Origin of the sequence: Bacteroides muris (ex Fokt et al. 2023), from assembly GCF_024704895.1 — a bacterium.
Lineage (GTDB): Bacteria > Bacteroidota > Bacteroidia > Bacteroidales > Bacteroidaceae > Bacteroides > Bacteroides muris.
This window is the reverse complement of the sequence record NZ_JAMZEE010000030.1, coordinates 1-25,314: the sequence shown is the minus strand read 5'-3', so window position 1 is coordinate 25,314 and position 25,314 is coordinate 1. Positions and strand designations below refer to the sequence as shown.

17 protein-coding genes and 2 pseudogenes are annotated in these 25,314 nt (G+C 48.5%); 4 read left to right on the top strand and 15 right to left on the bottom strand.

Features of this window, described 5'->3' with window-relative positions; genetic code table 11:
* Positions 1 to 43: 43 nt before the first annotated feature.
* The 4 genes from M1B78_RS12370 to M1B78_RS12355 all read right to left on the bottom strand — a co-directional run bounded on the left by M1B78_RS12370 (position 44) and on the right by M1B78_RS12355 (position 4,696).
* Positions 44 to 1,699 carry a hypothetical protein gene (locus M1B78_RS12370; RefSeq protein WP_257940823.1) on the bottom strand — a complete coding sequence of 552 codons (1,656 nt, stop codon included), beginning with the start codon at positions 1,697 to 1,699 and terminating at the stop codon, positions 44 to 46.
* 114 nt (positions 1,700 to 1,813) lie between these two features.
* Entirely contained in the window at positions 1,814 to 2,983 is a 1,170-nt protein-coding gene (locus M1B78_RS12365) for a MalY/PatB family protein (RefSeq protein ID WP_257930595.1), read from the bottom strand.
* Positions 2,984 to 3,191: 208 nt separating this feature from the next.
* A complete protein-coding gene (locus M1B78_RS12360) occupies positions 3,192 to 3,806 on the bottom strand; it encodes a CPBP family intramembrane glutamic endopeptidase (protein WP_257940822.1) in 615 nt (204 codons plus the stop codon).
* Complete coding sequence (locus M1B78_RS12355; RefSeq protein ID WP_136010083.1) at positions 3,803 to 4,696, bottom strand: prenyltransferase; 894 nt, start codon at positions 4,694 to 4,696, stop codon at positions 3,803 to 3,805. The genes M1B78_RS12360 and M1B78_RS12355 overlap by 4 nt, the downstream gene beginning before the upstream one ends.
* 94 nt (positions 4,697 to 4,790) lie before the next feature.
* Here M1B78_RS12355 and M1B78_RS12350 point away from each other — a divergent pair, with 94 nt between their 5' ends.
* From M1B78_RS12350 to M1B78_RS12335, 4 genes are all read left to right on the top strand, one after another.
* Positions 4,791 to 5,579, top strand: coding sequence for a Cof-type HAD-IIB family hydrolase (locus M1B78_RS12350; RefSeq protein WP_136010082.1), 789 nt, complete (start codon positions 4,791 to 4,793; stop codon positions 5,577 to 5,579).
* A gap of 37 nt (positions 5,580 to 5,616) precedes the next feature.
* Entirely contained in the window at positions 5,617 to 7,359 is a 1,743-nt protein-coding gene (locus M1B78_RS12345; protein ID WP_257940821.1) for an ATP-dependent DNA helicase, read from the top strand.
* Between the two features lie 63 nt (positions 7,360 to 7,422).
* Entirely contained in the window at positions 7,423 to 8,037 is a 615-nt protein-coding gene (locus M1B78_RS12340; protein WP_136010080.1) for an L-threonylcarbamoyladenylate synthase, read from the top strand.
* Between the two features lie 77 nt (positions 8,038 to 8,114).
* A complete protein-coding gene (locus M1B78_RS12335; protein ID WP_136010079.1) occupies positions 8,115 to 9,137 on the top strand; it encodes an AI-2E family transporter in 1,023 nt (340 codons plus the stop codon).
* A gap of 5 nt (positions 9,138 to 9,142) precedes the next feature.
* Here M1B78_RS12335 and M1B78_RS12330 read toward each other — a convergent pair.
* The 11 genes and pseudogenes from M1B78_RS12330 to M1B78_RS12280 all read right to left on the bottom strand — a co-directional run.
* Positions 9,143 to 9,541 (bottom strand): annotated as a pseudogene (locus tag M1B78_RS12330) (HlyD family secretion protein); the annotation flags it as partial.
* A 206-nt stretch (positions 9,542 to 9,747) separates the two neighbouring features.
* A complete protein-coding gene (locus M1B78_RS12325) occupies positions 9,748 to 10,467 on the bottom strand; it encodes a hypothetical protein (RefSeq protein WP_257930598.1) in 720 nt (239 codons plus the stop codon).
* 752 nt (positions 10,468 to 11,219) lie between these two features.
* The gene (locus M1B78_RS12320) at positions 11,220 to 14,420 is read right to left on the bottom strand and encodes an efflux RND transporter permease subunit (protein ID WP_176468658.1); all 3,201 of its coding nucleotides are present in this window, start codon (positions 14,418 to 14,420) and stop codon (positions 11,220 to 11,222) included.
* 25 nt (positions 14,421 to 14,445) lie between these two features.
* Positions 14,446 to 15,921 carry a TolC family protein gene (locus M1B78_RS12315; RefSeq protein ID WP_176468659.1) on the bottom strand — a complete coding sequence of 492 codons (1,476 nt, stop codon included), beginning with the start codon at positions 15,919 to 15,921 and terminating at the stop codon, positions 14,446 to 14,448.
* A gap of 2 nt (positions 15,922 to 15,923) precedes the next feature.
* A complete protein-coding gene (locus M1B78_RS12310) occupies positions 15,924 to 19,052 on the bottom strand; it encodes an efflux RND transporter permease subunit (RefSeq protein ID WP_257940820.1) in 3,129 nt (1,042 codons plus the stop codon).
* A gap of 48 nt (positions 19,053 to 19,100) precedes the next feature.
* The gene (locus tag M1B78_RS12305; RefSeq protein WP_257930602.1) at positions 19,101 to 20,180 is read right to left on the bottom strand and encodes an efflux RND transporter periplasmic adaptor subunit; all 1,080 of its coding nucleotides are present in this window, start codon (positions 20,178 to 20,180) and stop codon (positions 19,101 to 19,103) included.
* A gap of 99 nt (positions 20,181 to 20,279) precedes the next feature.
* The gene (locus M1B78_RS12300; RefSeq protein ID WP_257930603.1) at positions 20,280 to 21,905 is read right to left on the bottom strand and encodes an O-antigen ligase family protein; all 1,626 of its coding nucleotides are present in this window, start codon (positions 21,903 to 21,905) and stop codon (positions 20,280 to 20,282) included.
* A gap of 157 nt (positions 21,906 to 22,062) precedes the next feature.
* Positions 22,063 to 23,130, bottom strand: coding sequence for a TolB-like 6-bladed beta-propeller domain-containing protein (locus M1B78_RS12295; RefSeq protein WP_257930604.1), 1,068 nt, complete (start codon positions 23,128 to 23,130; stop codon positions 22,063 to 22,065).
* A 206-nt stretch (positions 23,131 to 23,336) separates the two neighbouring features.
* Positions 23,337 to 23,576 (bottom strand): NVEALA domain-containing protein, encoded by a 240-nt coding sequence (locus M1B78_RS12290; protein ID WP_176468663.1) that lies wholly within the window; start codon positions 23,574 to 23,576, stop codon positions 23,337 to 23,339.
* Positions 23,577 to 23,875: 299 nt separating this feature from the next.
* Positions 23,876 to 24,769: a signal peptidase I gene (lepB, locus tag M1B78_RS12285; protein WP_257940819.1), complete on the bottom strand. Its 894-nt coding sequence runs from the start codon at positions 24,767 to 24,769 to the stop codon at positions 23,876 to 23,878.
* 8 nt (positions 24,770 to 24,777) lie between these two features.
* A pseudogene (locus M1B78_RS12280) lies at positions 24,778 to 25,314 on the bottom strand (transglutaminase domain-containing protein); the annotation flags it as partial.

The following is a 25,314-nucleotide window of genomic DNA, read 5'->3' as shown; positions in this document are numbered from 1 at the left end:
GACTACAAATCACTGTATATAAACACTTTAAATTTGTAATAGTCTATATCAGGCCTTTTCCGGTATATATGCTCTTCATAAACTCTACAATGCCCTCTTTCTCTCCCATCCCCAGCTTCTTGCGGATAGTCGTTTTCCGTTGGTAGATGGTGGGAATGCTTTGTTGTGTCACCACACTAATCTCCTTCGTCGAGAAGTCCGCACAAAGCAGACAGCAAAGCTGTTTCTCCTTGTCGATGAGCACATCACCGAAACGGCTGTTCATTTTTGTGTAGAAGTTATCATAAATCCGGTCTATGATGGGGTACAAATCCTCCCAAACCAGCAAGCTCTCTACCGGCAGTTCATGGCTGGTAATACCCGAAATGCGGCGAAGCAGCTCCTGATTCTGTGAGGTGGGCTGTTTAGCCACCAGCCGAATCATGCCCAATTGCTGCAACAGTATTTTACGGAAAAACTGTCCGTCCTCCTCTTCCGACCGGCTCTTTGTCGCATCCTCCAGCAACCGGGTCAGTGTTTCTGCCCGTTCCTCCGCTTCAATCAGCCTATCGCGCCGGTTACGGACATAAAGAAATGCACCGCCACCCGCAAGTACCAGTACCAACAGTGCCAGCAACAAATTCAACTGTGCCTGCTTCCGTTCCACCGTCAGAATCAGGTTGGCTTGCGAAAGCGTCTCCTTCGACTCATCCTTACGCCGGACTGTGCTTTGCACTGCGGTAAGGGCATTGGCCACAGAATCGTTATAACGAGCCACATCCAGCACATCAAACGTACGGTAACGTGTATAATCTATCAATGCCCTGTATACTGCCACCATATTCTCTTCCGTCAGAAACCTGTTCCTGCCTTCACTGTGTTCTCTCTCCTTATTCAAATAGTATTCTGCCGAATCAATCAGTCCTTCTTTCAAGAACACTTCCACTTTCACCAGATCTCCCATACGCAACTGCACCGGATCGACGACATACTGTTCCATACGGCGAATAGTAGCTATCGCACCGGAAGGTTCATCAAAGGAATAGGCCTGCAACTGGGCATAATTGCGCAAATAATGCACTATCCGGTTAGTATCTCCCGACTGCATTGCCAATCCTATGCTACGCTCCATGTAGTAAGGTGCAGAATCATTCTTATTCAGCCCCAGGGCAATACCCATGGAGAAGAAGTTCTCGGCCTTTGCATTCAGGGCTATGGCAGCACGGAAAGTTTCTATGGCTTTCTCATAATCTTTCCAGACGTACACATACCAATATGCCTTATCACTCAGCATATCAGCCATTCTTCCGGTATCTTGCAAGGCTTTGGCAAGAGCTATGCCACTGTCAATGGCAGCCATACACTGTCCGTGCTTTTTCAGCCAATGCCAATACCAGGCCTTCAGTTGGTAGGAGAGCAGGTTCTTCGCTGTGTCGTTGCAAAAAGCATAATAATCGGAAGCAGGCAATATCAGGGAATCTTCCGTCATCGAGTTTTTCCGCTTACAGTGCACATAGGCATTCAGCCATCCATACAACAACCGCTCTTCACCCGAGAGCTGCGAGGGTTTCTCTATCTGCGACAGCAAAACATAAATACTGTCCACATTTATTCCTACTTGTTCTTCTGCCAGATACAGCAGACGCACATCGTTCATCTGCCGGCAGGAAACGAGGCACAGCAATGCAAGCAACAGTCCCAGGAAAGGTAATCGATTCATATATAGGAGATGTGTTTTCAGACAAAAGAACATTTTTTTCCTTCTGTTCTTATGTTTTTGTTCCTATGTTCTTCTGTCTAAATCATTCTTTATTCAATCCGTCAAACTCAGTTATCATCTGCCTGCAACCGCAGCTTCCAGTTGCTTCAATGCCTGCTCCAGTACCGAACGCGGGCAACCGATATTCAACCGCATAAAGCCCCTGCCCGGTTCACCGAACATGGTTCCGTCATTCAGTGCCAGATGCGCCTTGTCCACAAACAGCCGCACCAGTTCCTCCTGAGTCAGCCCTAATCCCCGGCAGTCCAGATAAATCAGATAGGAAGCCTGCGGACGTATCATGCCGATGCCCGGAATATGCTCGCGCAGGTAGTTCTCCGTGAAGTCGATATTACCCTTTATATAGTCCAGCAGCTGTTCCAACCACTCCTCACCATGCATATAGGCAGCCGCCGCACCGATATAGGCCAACATGTGTCCCTCGCAGAACTCGCCTGCTTCCATGAACCCTTGAAAACGGTGGCGGATGTCTTCATTGAGGATAATGGCGTACGAACTTCCCAATCCCGGCATATTGAATGCTTTGCTGGGGGCCATGAAGGTGAGGGAGTTCTGTGCCGCAGCTTCTGAAACCGTGGCAAACGGATGATGCTTATAAGGCGGCAAAGTCAAGTCGGCATGTATCTCGTCGGAAATGACGAATGTATTGCTTTCCTTACAGATGTCGGCTATCCGCTTCAGTTCTTCCACCGTCCATACACGCCCGCCCGGGTTATGGGGATTGCAGAGAATCAATACTTTGCATCCTTGTATATCCTTACGGAAGCGGTCGAAATCAATTTGATAATGTCCGTCTTTCAGGTCAAGCGGAGAATAGACCACTTCACGCCCCATGCGCTGCGTCACCAGGAAGAAGGGATGATAGACGGGAGGCATCACCATCACCCGGTCACCGGGATTGGTGAAACATTGCAATGCGAAGGCTTGACCGCGGACAATGCCGGGTACAAACGTCAGCATCTCGCGAGTGACGTTCCAACCGTGGCGACGACTGAGCCAACCGCAAATGGAAGTGTACCACTCCTCGCACGCAGACGTATAGCCCAGCACCTCATGCTCAAGGCGCTTCCGCAAGGCTTCCATCACAAACGGAGGCGTGCGGAAATCCATATCCGCCACCCACATGGGGAGGAGGTCATCGCGCCCCCATACATTCTTCACGCCATCCCATTTCACGGAGTCGGTACCACGGCGCTCTATTACTTCATCAAAATTGTAAGTCATATGCTTGTTTTTTTATTGTAGTTTCACTAATTCAACGAATCAATTTGTTTTGTTTTTATACCACCCGAAAGCAGATTTACAACTACCTGATTATCAGTATATATAAATAAAGCCTATTTCAGTCGTATACTGAACCCTATTCAGTATACGACTGAATAGGGCTCAGTATGCACCCCATTACCGCTGCCTTATCTTTTGTAAACAATAATCATATCGGGAAAAATATAAATACCGCCACATCCCACACTGCATGAGACAAGATGATAGCGGCAAAGCGATTCGGAAAAAAACGGTATAGCGCTCCCCATGCCGCTCCCACCACCAAAGCCGCCATGACCAGCATGAAGTTGCAGGAACCGGCATGCACCAGTGCATAAATTAAAGTAGCTACCACAAAACCCACATTCGGATTCCAGCGTTCGGAAAGTGTACGCTGCACATAGCCTCGCCAGAAAATCTCTTCCGCCGGCCCTATCAGCAACAGCAGTAATGCCGCCAGCAGCCAGGGAGATTCTCCCTCCTTCATCCCATAAATAGAGTCCACCTGCTGACGGGCAAAATCGAACATCCAAGATGACACCTTGTCGCCCAACCAGAAAACACCCCACAAAGCAACAGCAATGCCAACTCCCAACAAGGCATTCGGCAAACTCCATTTCACCTCCCGCCACCAGCCGGGATTGAACAAAGTAGCAAACACGGACAGCGTGAGCGCAGAACCGGTCATCATCCACCAGAAATTCACGAAAGGAGCCGTCCAAGGCGAGAACATGACCGTCCACAGCACGGCAGCCAGCAGAATGGCAAAAATCAGTTTCTTCATGACAGCAGACCGGCCACAACGAACGACAACGTGAAGAGCAGACCGAACAGCAACTGGAGTTTTGCCGTCATCTCATCCAGACCGGCTATGGCACCTTCCCCCTTTCCGGGAAAACGGGATACCACCCTGACATTGCCAATGGCAGGAACCAGTGCCAGCATCACCAGCAGTGTCCATAGAGGAAGAATTCCCGCAGCTATCAATCCGGCTATCCAGCCGAAAGGGAAAAGGACTTCGGCACAATAAACGTACATCGACACCTTTCCTCCCAGCTTCATCGCCAATGTCTGAATCTTGGCACGGGCATCGGTACGCATATCCCGTGTATTGTTGGCATGCAGAATGGCCACCGTAATCAGTCCCACCGGCAGAGCTATCCACAAGACATTCCAGTCAACTGCTCCCGTAGCCACATAGCAGGTGCCTAACGTCGGCAGCAAGGCATACGCCAAAAAGATGACGACATCGCCCAACGCACGATACTTGAGCGGCGGATAAAGCAACGAGCAAGCCGCGCCGCCTATACCGATGTACAGCAACGGCAACCCTGTACGCCACAGCAGGCCGATACCCGCAACAAAGGCAACTGCCAGCAATGCCATCGACAAGCGGTATATCTCGCGCGGCGTAAACATCTCGTCGGTCAGGGTCTTGGCACCGAAGGTGTCCTTTGCATCGACCTTGTGTTTATAGTCAAAGTAATCACTCCAGGTATTCCCGGCAGCATGAAACACAATAATGTTCAGCAATGCCCAGAGACCGTTCACCCAGTTTATGTCCTGCCGCATCCAATACAGATATGCCAACGTCACCACCACCGGCATCGAGGAGGCGGGGAATGACCACGGACGCACCGCTATCATCCAATCTTTAAAAGAATGTTTCTTCATTTGTTATTTATCATTTATTTGCGCGCAAAAGTACGAAATATCTTCGCTTTTTTAAGTAATTTCGCGCACAAGATACAAGATAAAAGAAACTCTTATGATAAAAGCTCTGTTTTTTGACATCGACGGAACCTTGGTCAGCTTCAAGACCCACGAAATTCCCGTTTCCACCATTGAAGCACTGACCGCCGCCAAGGCCAAAGGCATACATATCTTCATTTCTACCGGACGTCCGCGCGTCATCATCAACAACTTGTCCGCCTTGCAGGAACGGAATCTGATAGACGGCTACATTACGATGAACGGCGCCTATTGCTTTGTAGAAGATACCGTTATCTACAAAAGCCCCATACCGACAGCGGAAGTGGATGCCTTGACAGCTTTCTGCCACGAACGCAGCATCCCCTGCATTCTGGTGGGAGAGCACGACATCTGCGTGAACCAGCCCGACGAAGCAGTGGAGGAGATTTTCCACCGCCAACTGAAAGTAGACCCTATCGAGACAAAACCCTATACCGACAGCCATGCGGACAAAGCCTTCTTCCAGCTGACTCCCTTTATCAATGCCGAAGAAGAAGCAATCATCCTGCCCGCCGTCCCCCACTGCGAGATGGGCCGCTGGCATCCCGCCTTCGCAGACGTGACAGCCAAAGGAAACACCAAACAGAACGGTATCGACCAGATTATCCGCCACTTCGGCATCAAGCTGGAAGAAGCCATGGCCTTCGGCGACGGAGGAAATGACATCAGCATGTTGCGCCATGCCGGTATCGGCGTAGCCATGGGTAATGCCAACGATGACGTGAAAGCCGTTGCCGACTACGTCACTACCAGTGTGGACGAGAATGGAATAGCCAACGCGCTGAAACATTTCCACATAATTTGAGAATTCCCGAGTTGTCGGTTCTTTAAGCTATTGAATTTTGAACTTCGTCCCAGACACACAGAACAAAGAGTTTCAAGATGCCTTGAAACTTATCCAGTACACCCGTCAATCTGTTTTCCTGACAGGCAAGGCAGGTACGGGCAAATCGACCTTCCTGAAGTACATCTGCGCGAATACGAAGAAAAAGCATGTAGTGCTTGCCCCTACCGGAATAGCTGCCATCAATGCCGGAGGCAGCACGTTGCACAGTTTCTTCAAACTGCCCTTCTACCCCCTGCTGCCCGACGACCCGAACTTCAGTCTGCAACGGGGACGCATCCACGAATTCTTCAAATACACCAAGCCCCACCGCAAACTGCTGGAAGAGCTGGAATTGGTCATCATCGACGAGATTTCCATGGTACGTGCCGACATCATCGATGCCGTAGACCGCATCCTGCGAGTCTATTCCCGCAACCTGCGCGAACCCTTCGGCGGCAAACAGATACTATTGGTAGGCGATGTGTTCCAGCTGGAACCCGTTGTGAAAGGAGATGAGCGGGAAATACTGAACCGCTTCTATCCTACTCCTTATTTCTTCTCTGCCAGGGTATTCGGTCAGATAGACCTTGTCTCCATCGAATTGCAAAAAGTATACCGGCAAACGGACAGCAAATTCATCCATGTGCTGGACCACATCCGCAACAATACCGTCGGCTCTACCGAACTTCAACTGCTCAACACCCGCTATGGTACCTCAATAGAACAATCGGAAGCCGACATGTACATCACCCTCGCCACCCGCCGCGACAATGTGGACTACATCAACGACAAGAAACTGGCGGAACTTCCCGGTGACCCGGTCACCTTCTACGGCGAAATCATGGGAGACTTTCCCGAAAGCAGCCTCCCCACCTCGCAAGAGCTGGTACTGAAACCGGGCGCACAGATCATCTTCATCAAGAATGACTTCGACCGCCGCTGGGTGAACGGCACCATCGGCGTCATCAGCGGCTTCGACCCTATTGAAGAGACCCTCTACGTCATCACCGACGACGGCAAGGAATGTGACGTCAAACGAGAGTCGTGGCGAAACATCCGCTACAAATACAACGAAGAGAAGAAACAGATTGAAGAGGAAGAGCTGGGTACCTTTACACAATATCCCGTGCGCCTGGCATGGGCCATCACCGTCCACAAAAGCCAGGGGCTGACCTTCAGCCGGGTAGTCATCGACTTTACCGGTGGCGTGTTTGCCGGTGGGCAGGCATACGTAGCCCTCAGCCGCTGTACCTCGCTGGAAGGCATCCAGCTGAAAAAGCCCATCAGCCGTGCCGATGTATTCGTGCGTCCGGAGATTGTCAGTTTCTCCGAACGCTTCAACAACCGCACCGCCATCGACCGCGCCTTGAAGCAAGCACAGGCAGACGTTCAATACGTTGCTGCCGCCAAAGCCTTCGACAAAGGGGACTTCGGCACTTTCCTGGATGAATTTTTCAAAGCCATCCATTCCCGCTACGACATCGAGAAGCCCAACGTGCAGCGCCTCATCCGCCGGAAGCTGAACATCATCAACCGGCTGAGAGAGGAAAACCGTGCACTGAAACAAGCAGCATTGGAGAAAGAGAAAGCACTCGTGAAGTATGCCCGCGAATACATCCTTATGGGTGACGAATGCCTGAAACATGACATGAAGGAGGCGGCCATGAAAAACTATGAAAAAGCCGTCACCCTCTGTCCCAAATTCAAGGAGGCCTGGAAAAAAATAAAGAAACTGGAAAAAGAGATGCTAAAAAGGTGATTCTCTTGTTTATAAGCCGATTATTTAGTATTTTTGCATGTATTACTCAAATCCATTGTCGCCATGCTTCTGAAACTTTATGAGAAAAACAACAATCCCGCCGATTTGCAACAAGTAATCAATCTACTGAACGACGGGGGTATCATTATCTACCCTACCGACACCATGTATGCTATCGGCTGCCACGGACTGAAAGAGCGAGCCATCGAGCGCATCTGCCGTCTCAAGGATATCGACCCCAAGAAGAACAATCTTTCCATCATCTGCTACGACCTAAGCAAAATAAGCGAATATGCCAAAGTAGACAACAGCACCTTCAAACTAATGAAACGTAATCTGCCCGGGGCCTTCACCTTTATCCTGAACGGCACCACCCGGCTACCCAAAATATTCCGCAACCGTAAAGAAGTCGGCATCCGCATGCCCGACAATTCCATCATTCAAGAAATAGCCCGCCTGCTGGATGCCCCCATCATGACAACGACATTGCCACATGATGACAATGAAGACATTGAATACTGCACAGATCCGGAACTGATTGAAGAAAAGTTCAACAATATCGTCGATTTGGTAATCGACGGCGGTATTGGCGGGACGGAAGGTTCCACTGTAGTGGACTGCACCAACGGAAAAGCTGAAATTATACGTCAGGGGACAGGCTGGCTGGACGAAGGATAAAGTTCTGCTTTCCGACTACTGCTTTCCAACCTTTCCGATGCTTCTTTTGTTTCTTACTCAGACAAAGCATAAATATTATGAGTACAAAAGAACTATACTGGAAATATTCGCTAATAACTATCATCCTCGGACTGGGAATCATCCTTTTCCGGCAAATCGCTCCATTCCTGGGAGGCCTGCTGGGAGCACTGACCATCTACATCCTGGTAAGGAAACAGATGATATACCTGTCGGACAGACGGAAAATGAAACGCAGCATAGCCGCCACCCTTATCACAGCAGAGGCTGTTCTCTGCTTTCTGGTTCCGCTTGGACTGGTGGTATGGCTGGCCGTAATCAATCTGCAAAACATCAATCTGGACCCGCAAGCCATTATAACCCCTTTCGAAGAAGCGGCCAACATCATTAAAGCCAAAACCGGCTACTATATCTTGGGGAAAGACACGGTGGCATACGTCATTTCAATTCTTCCCCGTATCGGGCAAGCCATCATGGAAGGTATCAGTAGTTTTGCCGTCAACATATTCGTACTGGTCTTTGTACTCTACTTCATGCTGATAGGGGGCAAAAAGATGGAACAGTACGTCAACGACCTACTGCCGTTCAACGATGACAATACACAAAACGTCATCCACGAAATCAACATGATTGTCCGTTCCAATGCCATCGGCATCCCATTACTTGCCGTCATACAAGGCAGTGTGGCCATGACAGGATACTGGATTTTCGGTGCTCCCAACATCTTGTTCGCCGGTTTCCTGACCTGCTTCGCCAGCATCATCCCAATGGTAGGAACAGCGCTGGTATGGTTTCCGATAGCTGTCTACATGGCATTGATAGGCAACTGGGTTCAAGCTATCGGCCTGGCTATATATGGGGGTGCGGTCATTTCACAGCTCGACAACCTGATACGCTTCATCATCCAGAAGAAAATGGCAGACATTCATCCGCTTATCACTGTCTTCGGAGTTGTAATCGGCTTGTCCCTCTTCGGATTCATGGGTATCATCTTCGGGCCACTGCTCTTGTCACTATTCTTTCTGTTCGTGGATATGTTTAAAAGAGGGTATTTGGATGCAAGGGGGAAGACAACGGAATAAGTACTTCATTTTTCATATTCCACCACTTTCCTCAACGGAGCCAACAACCTTTCCAGTACATTCTTGTCAGCAAGGATAATGTCTGCCGTACCTTTCAACTCACGCGAAACAGGCAGCTGTTTGCCGTAGTTGGTCTGCATGCCGTCAGGCAAAGTTATTTCCACTATATACATTCCCTCTTCCGTTGGAGCAGGAGAGATACTTGCGACCTGCCCTTTTACATAGCCAAACTCCTGGTCGGGATAATTATTCAGACGTATATGCACCCGCTGTCCCACATGTACCTTACCCGAACCCTGCAAAGGAAGTAGAGCCTTACCTAATACCCTTGAACTGTCGGATGGCTGAATCGTGAAAACCGTTTCACCGGCTTTCACATTCTGGTTACGACTCCAAACCGTCATGACAGAGGGACATAAATCCCTATTAACACATTGGTTACAAGGTTTTTCATTGCCTCTAATTCTAAGCCAAGCATTTCCTTCTGTTATTTCTTTATAGAGAAGTTCCTTTAAAGATAAATCTTGTATATTTCCTAATACACTGCAATTCACATTAGCATAGACTTCTCCCGAAGGATAAATTGTTAACTTACCGAAAAAATTATCATTCAAAGTCCGATGCCTAAATATCGTTTTTCTATCAATAGGGGCAGCCAATATATCTTGCATATCCAAGTAGACATACTCTCTAAAGAAATTTTTATTTTCCGCTGTATAAATGTATAAACACTGTCATATTGTTGTTCTACATAATAAATACGAGCAATATCCCGATAAGCATATATAACCCCTAAAGTATCGGCTGCCTTTTGAAAACAATATACCGAACTTTGATAATTATCAAGAGCATCTTTGTGTAGCTTTCTATCTGCATTCAAAATACCGATATACTCATATGCCAAGCCTTGTAGCTTATACTCTTCCGTTTTCTCCAATTTAGCCAAAGCATTCAAATAGGCTTGCATAGCCAGCATATCATTCCCCTGCAAATCCATCACTTTGCCATAATAAAACAATGCCTTCCCCGCTTTCACGTTATCACCCCCATTCTTATAATAATCTACCGCAATTTTTATCAACGAGTCCGACTGCAAGCTGTCTAAATAGTTCTTATCACGCGCTTGCGTCAGCAACAGTGCATAGTCCGCCCGCTGCTTCCCACGAAGCTCCTCCGAATGAGGGATTTGCTCCAACAGCAGCAATGCACTGTCAGGACATACATCCATATACCCCTCTACCTTATCAAAAACATTGGATACGTTCTTCTCTACGCAAGAACCTAACAGTACGCAAACGGACAAAAGTCCAAGATATAGCAGTTTTTTCATATGAACATGTTCTTTACCAGATTATCATTACGTATAACTCCTATGCCCACAGAATCCTTTTGGAGATAAATATTCACACCAGCCAATGGCAATCCTTTTTCCCCATCAGTCACAATGCCATTTGCCTGTGCATTAAAAATAACTGTACAGCAGAATGTTATGAACAGCACTATACATCGCTTCATAATTCATGTATATATAATTAAACTTTGGATGAGAACAAGCTTTTTACAGCCCCCCCTTCAAAGATACAAAAACCGCTTCAATAATGTACAGAAACAAGATAAATGTGACAAACAAAACAAATAGCTCAGAGCTTGTTTCCCCTTACATAGGCTTCCTTTTCATTTTCTGTACGGAGTTATCAGCGCCTATCAGCCGTGATGCGCTCTGCCAACGGCCGTCAACCACTCGACTAACGACCGTCAACAAGGTGCTTCATGCCCGTTGAACACCTATTATACTCATGGTTTCCCCATACTGTGCACCTATCTTATTCCTATTATGAGCCCAGCTGCAGTCTATCGGTAAACGGTCTTTTACGAAGTTAATACCGTGTTTACACGAAACGCATATCGTGTAAACAAGATATTTGCAAAATGCTGTACATTCTATTAATACACTAACAAACAAGATATTAACTTACCTTCCGGCGTATTTCCGCTGTGGAAGCAAAAATGATAAAACTAGGCAGAGATTATTTTCCCTTAAAAGCAATAATCCATTCTGGTAACAAAATCGAGCAAAAGTAATCATTTCCTAAGAAAATTACGCCGCCTCAGCACAAACACCGGCAGGAAAAAGAAGATACCGATGACGGACATCACCAATCCGCCAATGGTACCCGCCGCCAATGGAAACCAGAAAGCCTCCTTGTCCTCACCTATCATGAAAGGGATAAATCCCAGAATGGTAGAAACTACCGTGAGGAAAATAGGAACGACCTTCGCATTCCACGCCTTGACGTAGGCACGTAGGGCGGAAAGACGGGGAAAACGGCGGCGGATGCTGTTGTACTCGTTCAGGATATAGATGCTGGCATTCACCGTGATGCCGCACAGCAGGACGAACGAGGCAAAGCCGCCCTGGTCGAAGTTCAGCCGGAACCAGTAGAATGTAAGGAACACGCCGATGTAGGAAACGGGAATTACAAAGATGATGGCAAGCGGCTGTTTCAGCGAGTTGAACAGGATACTGGAAGTAAAGAAAATGATAGCTATCACCACCAGCAGAAGCAAATATTGCTTATTGTCCTTCTTGCCCCATGCCCAGTTGTTACTGTCCGACTCGGCAGTATAGCCCATCGGCAGCAGTTTGTTGAACTCCTCCAAATCCCGCTTCTGCATTTTATTCCCCATCTCATTGGAACCGATATATTCGTACTGAATGCAGAGACGATACTGCTGGTTTTCCTTGGAAATTTCTTGCGGCATCTGCCCCTTTTCCACCGTAGCCAGTTCGGAAAGCTTGTAGTGTTTGTCGCTACTTGCATTATAGGGGAAGAACTGCATCGCCCAGATATCACGCTCTTGCGACTGGCGGGAAGAGAGCCTGATTTTTTCCGTCCCCTGCTCCGTCGTCACCGAACCGACCTCCACATTCCTGCCAAAGATAGGACGCACTGCGGCAAAGACATCCAGTGCGGCAATGCCTTCCTGCGCCATGCGCTCTTTGTTCAGGTTGAAGTAGAATTCCTGATAGTCGTCTTTCCACCATGAGAATTCCGAATTGATAAGCACTTCCTTGATGCGGCGATGCGTCAGCAACTTGGCTTTCAGCCTCTCTGCCCATTCATACAATTCATCGTAATTGTAACCGTACATCTTAATGCGATAGGAGCCCGCATTTTCGCGGACATCATTGCTGAATCCCTGGTCCTGCAATCCGTAGATGCCCCAGCTACCGCCACCCAATTCAAGCGCCTTACTTATCATATTGGATTTCAACGTATAGGGAAACCCGCTGTTCTGGGCTTCTTTCTTAAAATAGACTGCGATGCTTGCCCGCCGCGAATTATAGATGGAGGTATGAAACTGTTTGATTTCCTTAAAGCCGCTCAGATAGGTTTCCATGCGCTTCATCAGCGTATTCATCTGTTCAAGCGTGCTGCCATTGGGCAGATTGGCATTGGCGTAAAGCACCACTTCTTCGTTGCGGGTGAAATAGCTGCCCTCGTACACCTTCTGCACAAAGAGGCGCAAACTGCCTCCCAAAGCCTTGTCTACAACAGGTTTCACAGACTCCTTATAAGTCGAAGAACCGAAAACCTCATTATAAAGCGTTTCCCATCTGCCCTTTCCTTCCAGTTTATCGGGCAACAAGAAAACCGGCAGACCGAAGCCGAGAAGCAGCAACAAGCACACCGCCCAACGCCAACGGCAAAGAAACCGGATAAGGACGGAATAGAAACGCGCGAAATAGACCGGAAAACGTTTCTGAAAAGAAAACAAAAGAACGAGGGGACGAGGGAACGAACGCTTACGGCCTCGCCTGCTTCCCCTCCCCTTCCTTGTCAGCTTGACCTTCTCAATCATGGCCGGAACAAAGAACAGCGCCACCATCAAGGATACTGCCAGATTGATAATCACCACTGCCGCGAAATCCTGCAAATTGAGCCGTATCTTCTCATCCAAAAAGAAAATGATGACCAGCGCCCCCATTGTGGTAAGCGTAGCCGCCAATACCGACATAAAAGCCTTCAGGTTGCGCCTGTGCAGGATATGGTCGGTCATCACAATCGTACTATCTATCATCAGATTCAGCGAAACAGTGATTCCAGCCAGCGAATACAACTGCATCTCCAATCCGAAAAGATAATAGAAAATAAGCGCCACCGCAATGTTCACCGCCAGACTGGTGACAATCAGAAAGAGATATTTCAACTTGCGCGTAATGAGCCATACAAACACAAGCAGAATCAGCACCGTCAACCCGGTACGGAAATAAATCTTGTCCAGCTCCTCCCGGATGTATTCGGTAGCATCATAACCGGTATGTATTTCATAGCCGACGGGAAGCACCCGGCGAATCTCATCCATCTCGTCCATGACCGCCCTGCTCAGCTGCAACTGGTTGGCAGACTCTTGCGCAGTAATGGAAAGGTAAATAGAGTTCAGCCCATTGATGCGGAAATAACTCTGCGGAGACTCTTCCATGCGCACCACCGACACCAGCTCGTCCAGACGGAGCAACTTTCCTCCGGCAGCAGTCACCGTGACCGAAGCCGCGTCGAATCCATCGGAATCATCTTCGGGAATCAATACCAGACGTATCCACTGCTCACAACCCTTGCCGGTATCCACATTGTGTGTCCCCAGAAACTCTTTCCGGTAGTGCCGCCGCACAGCCTCGCTGATGTCTGCCAAGGTGACACCCAGCATGCGCAGTTGCTCGCTGTCGTATTCCAGCCTCCATTCCATCGGAGTGGCTCCACTGAGCTCTACCTTATAAATGCCCGGCAGAGATGCCAACCGCGGCTTGATATGCTCCTCGGCATACTGCTGAATCAATATCGGAGTGGAAGGGGCATTCAGCGTAAAGGACAAGAACGGACGTGAAGCGTTTTCATCGGGCACTTTCATCCGAATGGTAGGATAGCTTACCCCATCGGGCAGTTGCGACCACGTCTGCCGGATAATGGTAGATGCCTCAAAGCGGACCGCATCTACATCGGCATGCTTGTCCAGCTCCACCGTAATACGACCGAATCCATTACCGGAAATAGAGTTCAGATTCTTCACTCCGCGAATACGTGCCAGCATGGACTCCAACTTGCTGGTGACCTCCATCTCCACCACCCGTGACGAAGTGCCCGGCATACTGAATCCCACTGTGAATCCGGGCAAGCTGCGTGACGGATTCAACTTGACGGGGAGCAGAGGTATCAACGCCACGCCCACCAAAGCCAGGCAGACGAAAGCCACAATAAGGGTAAAAGAAGAGGCTGATTTCATTAAGCAACTAGTGAAGAACAGGTGGTTAATATTGGTTATAATCAAATTTCTCCGAAAGTGAGAATCCCGATGCAAAGTCGTGCAAGGTCAACTTCCTGATTTTGTAATAGTTCAGCCAGTAGTCCTTCAAGGCTGAGATGTAGTTGCGTTGAGCTTCCTGCTGGCGGTTCAGCGACAGAGTCAGGCTGTTGATGTCTGCCTTGCCGATGATGAAGCGCTGGCGGGTTTCATTGTATGCCAGCACGGCAAGGTCGAGCGCTTCTTCGGCACTTGCCACCAGGTCCTGCTGCACATTGAAATCGTTCACCGTCATAATGACCTCTTCCTCGATGCCGATTTCGTTCTGTCGGGCAGAGGTCTTCACTACGTTCAGATTATTCTTCGCCATGTTGTATTTTCCCTTACGCACACCCCAATCCACCAACGGAACAGATATGCTGACCGACACCATTTCCTGCTGCATGGGGTGCTTGTATGCCTCACCGAACTTCTCCGCCACCTGGTTGAAACCTACACTGGCATTGATGCTGGCATTGAAACGCGATTCCTTCCTGGTCTTGTCTACATTCCGTTCGGCCTCCAACACTCCCTGACGGAGTCCCAGAAATTGCGGATTGTTGGCTTGCGCAGCCTGCAACGCCTCATCCACGGGTATAACCAAAGTCTGCGGGCGTCCCGGAAGCGTCACCCGGATACTTGCATTTTTCTCCATATTCAGGAAAGATGCCAGCGAGAACATGGCACGCTTCAAGGAACTGATAGCGTTTTGCAACGTATTGCGTGCATTCACCACATCAAGTTTCAGCGTCAGCAAATCTGCCCTACTGATGGCAGCTATCTTCAGGCGCTGCATGCCGATGCGATAAAGCGTATCAGTAGACACTGCATTTTCCTTTGCCAAGTCATATTCGGCCTGCGCCATGGCAAGGGCAAAGAAGTAGGTGGTGGCCTGCTCGGACACCTGTTCGGCATTATAAAGGTACTCTTTCTTCGCCTTCTCGTACTTCAACGGTTCAATCTTGCGCTCCCAACGGAAAGGATTATAACCGACCAGACTCTGAGAATAGCCCACACGCACCGGCACACTGGTGAACTGAGTGGACTTGTTATTGCCGAAACTCCGCATATATCCCAGTTCTGTATCCAGATAGAACGTACCTCCCGTCAAATCAAAATTCTGCCTGATGGCAAGGTTCCCGTAAGCATAGAAAGACTGCTGGCTGCGGTAGATGTCAAGATTCTGCTCGGAGTCGTAGCGCTTGGTGATATCGCGGTTGTATTGGGCCGGCGTCATGTTCAAGGTCAGACTGGGAAGCCGGTTCGCCTTATAAGTGCGGTACTCCCAATAACCGGCCAGATACATGTTCTTGGTACGAAAAGCTTCCAGCGAACTATCGTTTGCCAATGCAATGGTCTGTTGCAAGTCAAGGGTTATCTGCTGTTGTGCCAAGCAAGTCGTGATGCCCAAGCTCACGAGTAATACAAGTATTCCTTTCTTCATAATCATTTACTTTCTTTTATGCCGCAGGAAATTTTCTCTCCGGCAGCACGTCGGTATATAAACCAATATATCAACGGGATAATGAATAAACTGACCAATGTCCCCATGAACATCGCTCCAATCATGGCTATGGAAAGCGGTTTCTGCAATTCCGACCCCATGTCGAACGAGAACAGCAACGGAACCATGGCAAATATAGTGGTAAGCGATGTCATGATGATGGGACGAAGCCTCCTTCGTCCTGCCTCATGAATTGCCTCGAGCAGCGGCATTCCCCCTTTCCGCAATTCGTTGATGGCATCCAGCTTCAGAATAGAATCATTGATGATGATACCACACGTTACAATCATTCCGATGGCAGACATCAGGTTCAACGTATGTCCGCATACCCACAACAGCAACAAGGCAAACGCCACATCTATCGGGATTTCCAGCAACACGATAAGCGGCTGTACAAAACTCTCGAACTGGGCTGCAAGGATAAAGTACATCAGCAGGATGGAAACAAAAAGAATTACCACCAGCTCATCCAACATCTTCCGGTTGGAGAAGAAGCTTCCGGAAAAGGTGGTATCCCAGTCTTGCGTAGCGTCCGCTTCCTGCTTCACATTCTCCATCAACTCCGGAGCATCGGCCACATCATAGAAACGGAACGGGATATATTCACCGTTGCGCCCTGCCGTAATGGTCTTCAAGTCTTCGGCGGGGCGAATCCTTATCAGCTCGCGCAACGGAACATACTCTATTCTCCCTTTATCGTCCGGACGGATTTGTATCAATGTCTGCTGCAAGACATCATTCACCGTCTGTTCCTCTCCTACAATACTGATAGGCAGATACTGCTGGTAGGAATGAAGCATTGCCACGCTGTTTTCCTTGAACGCAGCCTTCAATGTGCGGTAAAGTTCCTCATAGGAAACATTGTAGAGCAACAATTTCTCCTGCAAGACACTTATATCCAACTGATTTTCAAACGCAATGCCAGTAGGAGCCACACCGGTCAGGTCGGCAAACCGCTGTTCCAGACCGCGCAGTTCGTCGGCCACCGGAGTCTTCTCCTTGTTGCGTGCATAAAGTTCAGCCACCACATCCGCTTCTCCTGTCACGAAAAGCTTCTCGAATACCGTTTCGGGCGGAGAGAAAGAGACCACCGCCAACGGATATGCCTGTTTCAGCCAACGGTAGATTTTCTCCTGCAAAGGAGCAATCTCCGCCGACAAGGCAGTCTTGAAATACAATTCCGCTTCCGAAGACGAGAGCGCCTGTTCACGATTCAACAAATAGTCCTGCTGCCCGATGGACGCCGTCTGTTCCACCGTTTCATCCTCCAACTGCCCGAACAGTGCATCTACCCGATGACGGTTTTCATCCACATGAATGTTTTCATTCCACTCCACACGGGCTATCAGTTCATTCTGGTCTATCTCGGGCATACGTTCCTTGCCGATGAAATAAAATAGAAAGACACACAATGGAACGGAAACCACACAGAAAACCATACTAATCGTCTTATGAGCGAATATCCAGTCGACACCGGCATCATAGAAACGGTCGAGCGTATGCTCCTTCAACGGATTGTTGATGCGAATACGGAAAAAGCGCAACTTACCGCGCAACCCCATGCGATAGACCAGCATATAAAGAACCGGCAGCAGCATGATGCCTGTAAAATAAGATACCAGCAACCCCACCGTGACGGCAAATGCCTGGTCGTAGAAAAGGGCCCCTGCAATGCCGCTCATGAATATCAGCGGCACAAATACAGCAACCGTAGTTAGCGACGAGCTGAGCATCGGTGTCACCACCTCACTCGTGCCTGCCACACAAGCCCGCTTCAGCGAATAGCCCCGTTCACGATACTGCGAGATATTCTCCGTCACAATGATGCTGCTGTCAATCATCATACCCAATGCCAGAATCAACCCCGACAAAGAAATGATATTGAGCGACATCTTGAACAGATAAAAAAACAAGAAGCAAATCACAATAGACACCACCATGCTCAGTCCGATGATAAACGGCGACTTGACATCCCCCAAGAAAAGCACCGCTACGATGCAGATGAAGAGAAAACCCAACGAAAGGTTCTGCTGCAAATTAGAGATAGTATAGTCCAGCAATTCCGTCTGGTTACGGCTGATGCTGAAATCAATATCGGGATATACCTCCTTGAAATAATCCATCGTATGATTAAGGGCAGATTTCATATCATCCATGTTTTCATCCGCCTGCTTGATGACGGCCAACGTAACGGCACGCTTGCCGCCTGCCACAGAAACGCCTTTCTCCTTGGCCGGCACAACATCCACCTCGCAAAAGTCACCCAAACGGATGATACGTCCTTCTTTGCGCAGAAGTATATCCCTCACGTCCTCTTCGGTGCGCAGAAGGGTGGAAAACTTGATATTGTATTCATAGTAACCATCGCGCACGGTCATGCTGCCCGGTTCCACATTGTTCTGCGCCAACACTCTTTCTATGTCTTCTATGGAAAGCCCCAATACAGCCAGTTTATCGGGGTCGGGAACAATCTGCAACTGTCGCTCCACCAGACCGGTAACATCCACCATTGCCACCTCCGGCAGCTGCTCGATGCGGCGCTTTATCACACTCTCGGCAAACTCGCACAAATCAAGAAACGCACCAGTCTCCTCATACTCCCCTCCCACTTCTTCACGTTGCATTCCCGCCGCATCATTCTTCAAAGTCAGGTTCAGATAGAACACCGGAATATCCGTCGCACTTGCTTTTATCACCTTCGGCCGTTCGGTATCCTTGGGCAGATAGTTCATGGCAGCGTCAATCTTCTCGTTCACTTCTATGAAGGCAAGGTCGGTATTCGTACCATAGTCAAAGTTCAGGCGGATGATGCCTGCCCCGTCGCGCGTTTCGCTATTCATATCTTTCAGTTTAGCCACTTGGATAAGCTGCTGACGAAGGGGCTTCACCACCGTATTCTCCAATTCGCGTGCCGAAGTGTTCTGCGCCGACACCTGCACGGTGATTTCCGGAATGGCAATATCGGGCAACAAAGACACCGGCAGGGTGAAATAAGTCACCAACCCGACAATGAAACATGCCGTAAACGCCATCAATACGGCAATGGGACGATGTATTAAGAACTTTATCACAAAATTTTCAGATTTAAGATTTATGATTTATAAGTGAGGAAACACTTATTATTCTCCATTTCCAACGACCTTCACCGGTGCCTCATGAGCCAGGTTCACATTTCCCGTCACGATGACCGTATCGCCTTCTTTCAAGGCATCATCGGCCATACTGTAGTTCTCTGCATTCTCCAGTCCGGTCTGCACATAGTTCCACTGTGCTTTTCCTTTTTTCAAAGTGAAGACCACCTGCTTGCCCGAACGTAGCACCACGGCACTCTTCGGGATTACCAATCGCTCGCCCAGAGAGCGGTGTACGTTCACCCGCACATTCATCCCGCTGAACAACCGTCCTTTACCGTTGACGGATGCCTTTACCTTCACCATCCCCTTGTCATCCACCAGCGGATTGATTTGAGTGATACGCCCTTCCTGCTTGGAACCGGCATCCGAATAAGGGGTAACGATTACCTTGTCACCGCTCTTTATCAACGGCAGTTCACTTTCCAGTACCGTAAAGTCCACCTCCATGCCTTGCGAGCCTACTATGGTGCAGAATGGTTCCGCGGCGCTCGGTTCATTGAAAGGTTTGGAGAAGAGATTCGCCACAGTCCCGTCAAACGGTGCGGTCAGCGTGGCATGCTCCTCCTCATAACACGCCAGTTCGTATTGCGAAAGGCTTTGGTCGTAACCACTCTTCACCCGTGCCAACTTCATGATGTCCTCGGGCACTTTCGAATGGTCATCTGCCGGATAGCCCTGTCCTATCAGCACATCCTGCAACTCCAGTTTGGCCTTTTCAAGGGCATCTTCCGCCTGTGCCGTCTTGTTCTTCAAACGAAATTTATCCAGCTCGGCCAGCTTCTGTCCTTTAACCACGCGGTCGCCGTTCTTCACATAAATATGAGCCACCACGCCCGCTGTCTCAAACCGCAAATCCGCCATGGCCCCAGCTGTCACTTTCCCGTTACTCACCAATTCATGGTCAAAGATTTCCCGTTTCAGCACCTTCACGGTCACTTCATTGTTTTCACTCGGCAATACGGTTGCTACTCCTTCATCAGACTCTCTCTCCTTTCCGGCATCGGAGCAGGCAGCAAGCAGGGCAACGGCTATACATAGCAGGTATCGATAGTTCCGTGTTTTCATATTTACATTCGATTATAAAGCAAATTCATTGTTTCAAAGGATATTTCCACAAATAAACTAAAATATTAAGTTTTTAAACTAACAATCATCGTTAAATTACTAAAAAAGAGTAACCATCTGTATCTTTTTCACTTCCTCCCTCATCTGCCGTATAGCCGTAGATTGCACCTTCGGTTCTTTCGTCAGCACCAACTGTTTCATCTTTTCAAACTTATCCGGCTGTCGGTAGGCTGGAAGTGCATAGAGCTTTGCCAGCAGATAGTAAGGATAGATGCGTCCCGGAAGCCGGTGTGTGGAGCGAAGAAGCCATGCTTCCGCAGACGGGTAATCCCCCATCTCCTGATGGTTCTTGCCAATGATATTCAGTATCATCGGGTCGCTGCTATGCAGCAACGCCTCTTGCAGGATGCGGTTGGACGCTTCAAACTGCTTCGACTTATGAAGCGCATGCCCGTATTCAAACAGGAAGGCAGCACGCTCTTTCAGCACAGGATAAAGTTTTTCGTACCCTTCCGTGACCGGACGGCTTGCACCGGCACGATACAGCACCCGCACATTCGCCCATTCCCGACAAGCCCGTTCCATCTGCCTATCGTCCTGCAACCGGAAAAGCCCTGTTCCTCCTGCCAACAAGGCGAACAACAGCCATGCCCCACGCCCTCCACTCTCCACACACGCCCACAGCAACACCGGAAACGTTACTATACCCACCGGAAGCTGCAACGGATAGGAGGAGAAAGAGAAAATCATCAGCGAGAGCAAAGCGCCACAAAGCCCCAACCGTCCTTTCCGCATACCCATCCAGAGGCAGAAAGCAACGACAATCAATAATCCTGCCGTCAAGGGAATTCCCAATTCCACAGCCGCCTGCAGATACTCGTTGAAGGCATATTCGGGGCTTCCCGCCACATATTCCTCCCACAAGGCATAATCCCCCGTGGCGAAATAGGCCTCCTGCGCATCAGCGTAAGCCGAAGAGAAGCCGCCGATTCCATATCCGGCAAAAGGTTTTTCTGCAATAGCACGACAAGCCATTTTCCACATAAACAGGCGTCCGCGTGCCGAATCGGGCTTCAAGGAAAACAGGCACCAGCCCGCCACCAACAGCAAGCACAGACCGATAGCTACAGCCACCGGTATATGCTTCCGGTGCTGCCGCCACCAAACAGCCATTTGCTCTTTCCACCCTTTCACGCCGCCATACACCCACAAGCAGGAGAAGCCCGCAGCCAACCATGCCGAACGGCTCATACCCGCCGGAAGCACACAAAGGATAAGCAATGCCACTCCTCCTGCTACATTCTTTGCAGGTCCGCTTCTTGCAAGCCATTGGTGCAAACATACCGGAAGCGTCATAGCCAAATAACCCGAATAGGGACCCGGATTGAAGAAACTTCCGGTCAAAGCATACAAGGAGTGCCTGGAAGCCACTGAGCCATAGAGCTGACACAGCCCCCACACCGCCTCTACACCGCCCAAGAGCATCAAAGCCCATACCACGGCCGTACCAAACGACATGCCTTTTTCGCCACGTCTCCAAAGAAACGAAAGCAAGATGCAAGGCAGCACCCCTAACGAGGCACGGTCGAACCACACCCATTGCCCTATCGTTTCATCCGCAGGCAGTCCGGTGCTAACGCTGCAAACCATAGAAAGCACGGCTATCACAGCTGCTACGCGCAGACCATCTCCCGCATACCCTATTACATATTTTCTTATCGCCATTTCACTCCACTTGTTTCCATACTCTTTCCCAGCGTATCTTCCCTCGGCTGTCGACCAATCTCCGTATCCTCACTGCACGCCCACGATAAACCGTTCGGGCAGCAGACTTGTTTCAACACCTTCCTGTGCAGGAATATAAAGAGAACAAATCATTAATTCATAGCACATAAGATGCTATACTCCAACCTCCTTCTGTATTTTTCACTGCAGCAAAAATTTTTTGCCCTATTTCATCAACAGCAATATAATGAGCATCAGCATCCAATAGATATTTTCTTATAGCATTACCTTCCCAATCAAAGACCAACACAAGGTTGGATTTACGACCATTTTCATATATTTTCTTATCAGAGTATAAAGCATATAAATACTTGGTTGTAGCACAGAGATTGATATACCCCACTTGGGTATCTTCTGTCATATCCACACTTTGGTACAAGCCATCTGCTTCCGCCCCGGGTTTGTATATCGGATTACCAAATCTTAATGACTTTTTCAACTTAATTTTTCCATTAATATTCTCTATAATATCCAAATTGGATGAGAAATTAAGAGAATAAGCAAAAAACTTCTTCTCCGGTTGCATAACCAAATCCCCTTGATTAGATAAATATTTAGTATATTGATTAAAGGACTCATCAGAAGCATTATAAATGTCTACTCCATAATCTAATACGTCACTATTTTTATTAAACAACAAGTATTGATAACGAGATTGGTATGTGCCAGCGCCCAAAAAAGTACTGTCATCAATTGCAATAAGTCTTGATATTTGACTATCCGGAATGTCATATTTCGTTAAACGAACCGGATTTTCCCCATCCGTTTTGTCACTGCGCAAAGCATCAAGTTTATACTTCATTACTACCCGTGTTTGATTATCAAACACAGAAAAGCATTTGTTCAACATATAGCCATAACAGCCTGCAGGTATTTCACCCGGCCCTTGTCCTATAGTTCCAAAACGAGTAATATATGCACCTGTTTTTCTATCAAAAAGAGTATAGCTATCACCAGAATGAAGATCGTAAACAATCAAATATTCTTCATTACAAGTCATCCCCTCTATTACAGCCAAAAACTCATCTTTGATTAGATTCTCTTTCTCTTGAAATAATTGTTGAGATTCAGAAAACAGATTTAATACTGAATCATGTTTTTCATCTTTACACCCTCCTAACATACATATTAGCAAAAGCATAAATAAAAAGTTTTTTTTCATCATACATTATTAATATTTTAAAGTTACAGAGTAATAAGCATGCCTTATCGAACATGCTTATTACAAGTTTTATATTAGCAAGTAACCATTCACAATAGCTATACACTCTATTTTTAGTTTTATTCAGAACTAATTCTTATTATTCCCAAAGAGAATAGGAATTTCTTACTTGCTTATAAAAGGAAATGATTATAAAAGAATCATGCTAGTTAAGGACATGGACTAAAGAATTTAATGCCTTTAACCACTCCCCCTCCTAGAATCAGCATACAATCACCATAATTACCGCAGCAATATACATTTTGACCACTTTCGCCACTTGCCAACGCTTCCACATTAGCCAACATCAAATCTGACATATTATCTGCTTTCAAATTTGCATAAACTCCATAACTGGCAACTACTGCAATCGCTGCAACAAATGCAGCTTTCATAATTTTCGCATTCATTATTCTTTCTTTTAAATTTAAAAATTTTGATTTTTACCAATTTCCGCATCTATCCTTTCAACGGAAAAAGCAAACACATTGCTTGTTTAAACTAATTTTGTATCTTTGCCTGTACCTCCTTTCTTGGGTGGGTTATGGAACGAGCGGGTCGTAGTGTGCCAACAAAACGTTATCCGTCCATTCCTCTCCAGTCCCATTTATATTTTCCTCTTTTATTTTATTCGATAGCGTATAATCGATTCATCTTTGTTTATATCTGTGTCATAAACGATTCCTTCCGGTTCATTACTTCACCTTGTTCATTCTATCTTTTTCCATATCCTATCCCATCTTGTATCTTCATCCGGTTCGACCGATTTCCATATCCTCACTGCACGCCCCACGATAAACGGTTCGGGCAGCAGCCCCCAGTAACGGGAGTCCTGCGAATTCTCCGCCTTGTCGCCCGCCACGAAGTAATAGTTTTCCCGAAAGCGGTATTCATGTATCAGGCTGTCACCCAGAAAGACATGACCTTCCGCATCTATACGCAACCTCTTTTTCTGTTCCCAGCCCACCAATTGCCTGTAAAGCCGCCACGAAGTGGAATCCATCCCGACCGTCTGCCCACGGGCCGGAACAGGAAAAGGACCGAACTCCTTCACCGTCCACCCCAAACGCTTGTCCCAGGGAAAGGTTTCCATCTGTACCCCCGTAGCCCCGCTGTCGGGCAGCATGGCGATGCTTTTCTGGGCAGGCAGAAAGCCGATATTCCCCCCATGGCCCGCAATCCGGTAATAGCCTTTCCTGATTGCCAAGGTGTCGCCCGGAACGGCCACGCAACGTTTCACATAATAGCGCATCACATCGAAAGCGATGCTGTCCCAACGTCCCGGCTGATAGGGGAAGTTGAACACCAGCACATCGTCCCTGCGGAACTTCCTCCAGCCCGGCAGACGGTGTATGTCCACCTCTTTCCCTTCCACCGCGTCGAGCACGTCGAACAGGCGTGCGCCTGCCGAACACTTGTCAACCAGCACATAATCGCCCGGCAGCAAGGTGGGAGACATCGAGTCGCTGGGAATCTTGAAGGAGGTCACCACAAACACTTGCAGCACACAATAGACCACCACAAGCACACAAACCCCGAAAGCGATGTTCGTCAGCCTCTCCAGCCACGTCCTCATGGATCCCTGCTTCTTCCCTTCCTCCATCTCTCCTCCTATCTTATCAGGTTCATGGTTATCACACTGTCGTTTTCCAGAAAGAACACCCGCTGGTTGACGATGCGGTCGGGCACGGTGAACCACAGCAGTGCATTCTCCGGTATGTTTGTATAGCTTTGGGTAGAGTCGGCAGTGCTGCTGTATTCCAACAGTGAGAACGCGGCTTTCTCCACATCCCAGTAGTGCAGCGTATAGGGCCGTTTGAGCAGCCTCTTCCGTTTCGGGAACGTAAATGCCTGCGTCCGTTCCGGCCGGGGGATGAACTTGCGCACATGCCCGTGTGCATCCGCATGGAACGGGGCGGTGAGGAAGCGGAGCTGCCCTGCCGCAGGAGAATCCGCCACGATGAAGATGTTGTCGCCTCCCACCTGCCGGAACAGGCAGGCCGTATCGGTGCGGCACCCCACGGCGACAGGCTCCCATTTATAATAGTTGTAGGCGCAGAGATACACCTGTCCCGAGGCATGCGCGAACTCACGGATGCGGTCGGTCGACACACGGACGTCGACGGGGCGGTCAAGGTACTCCATACT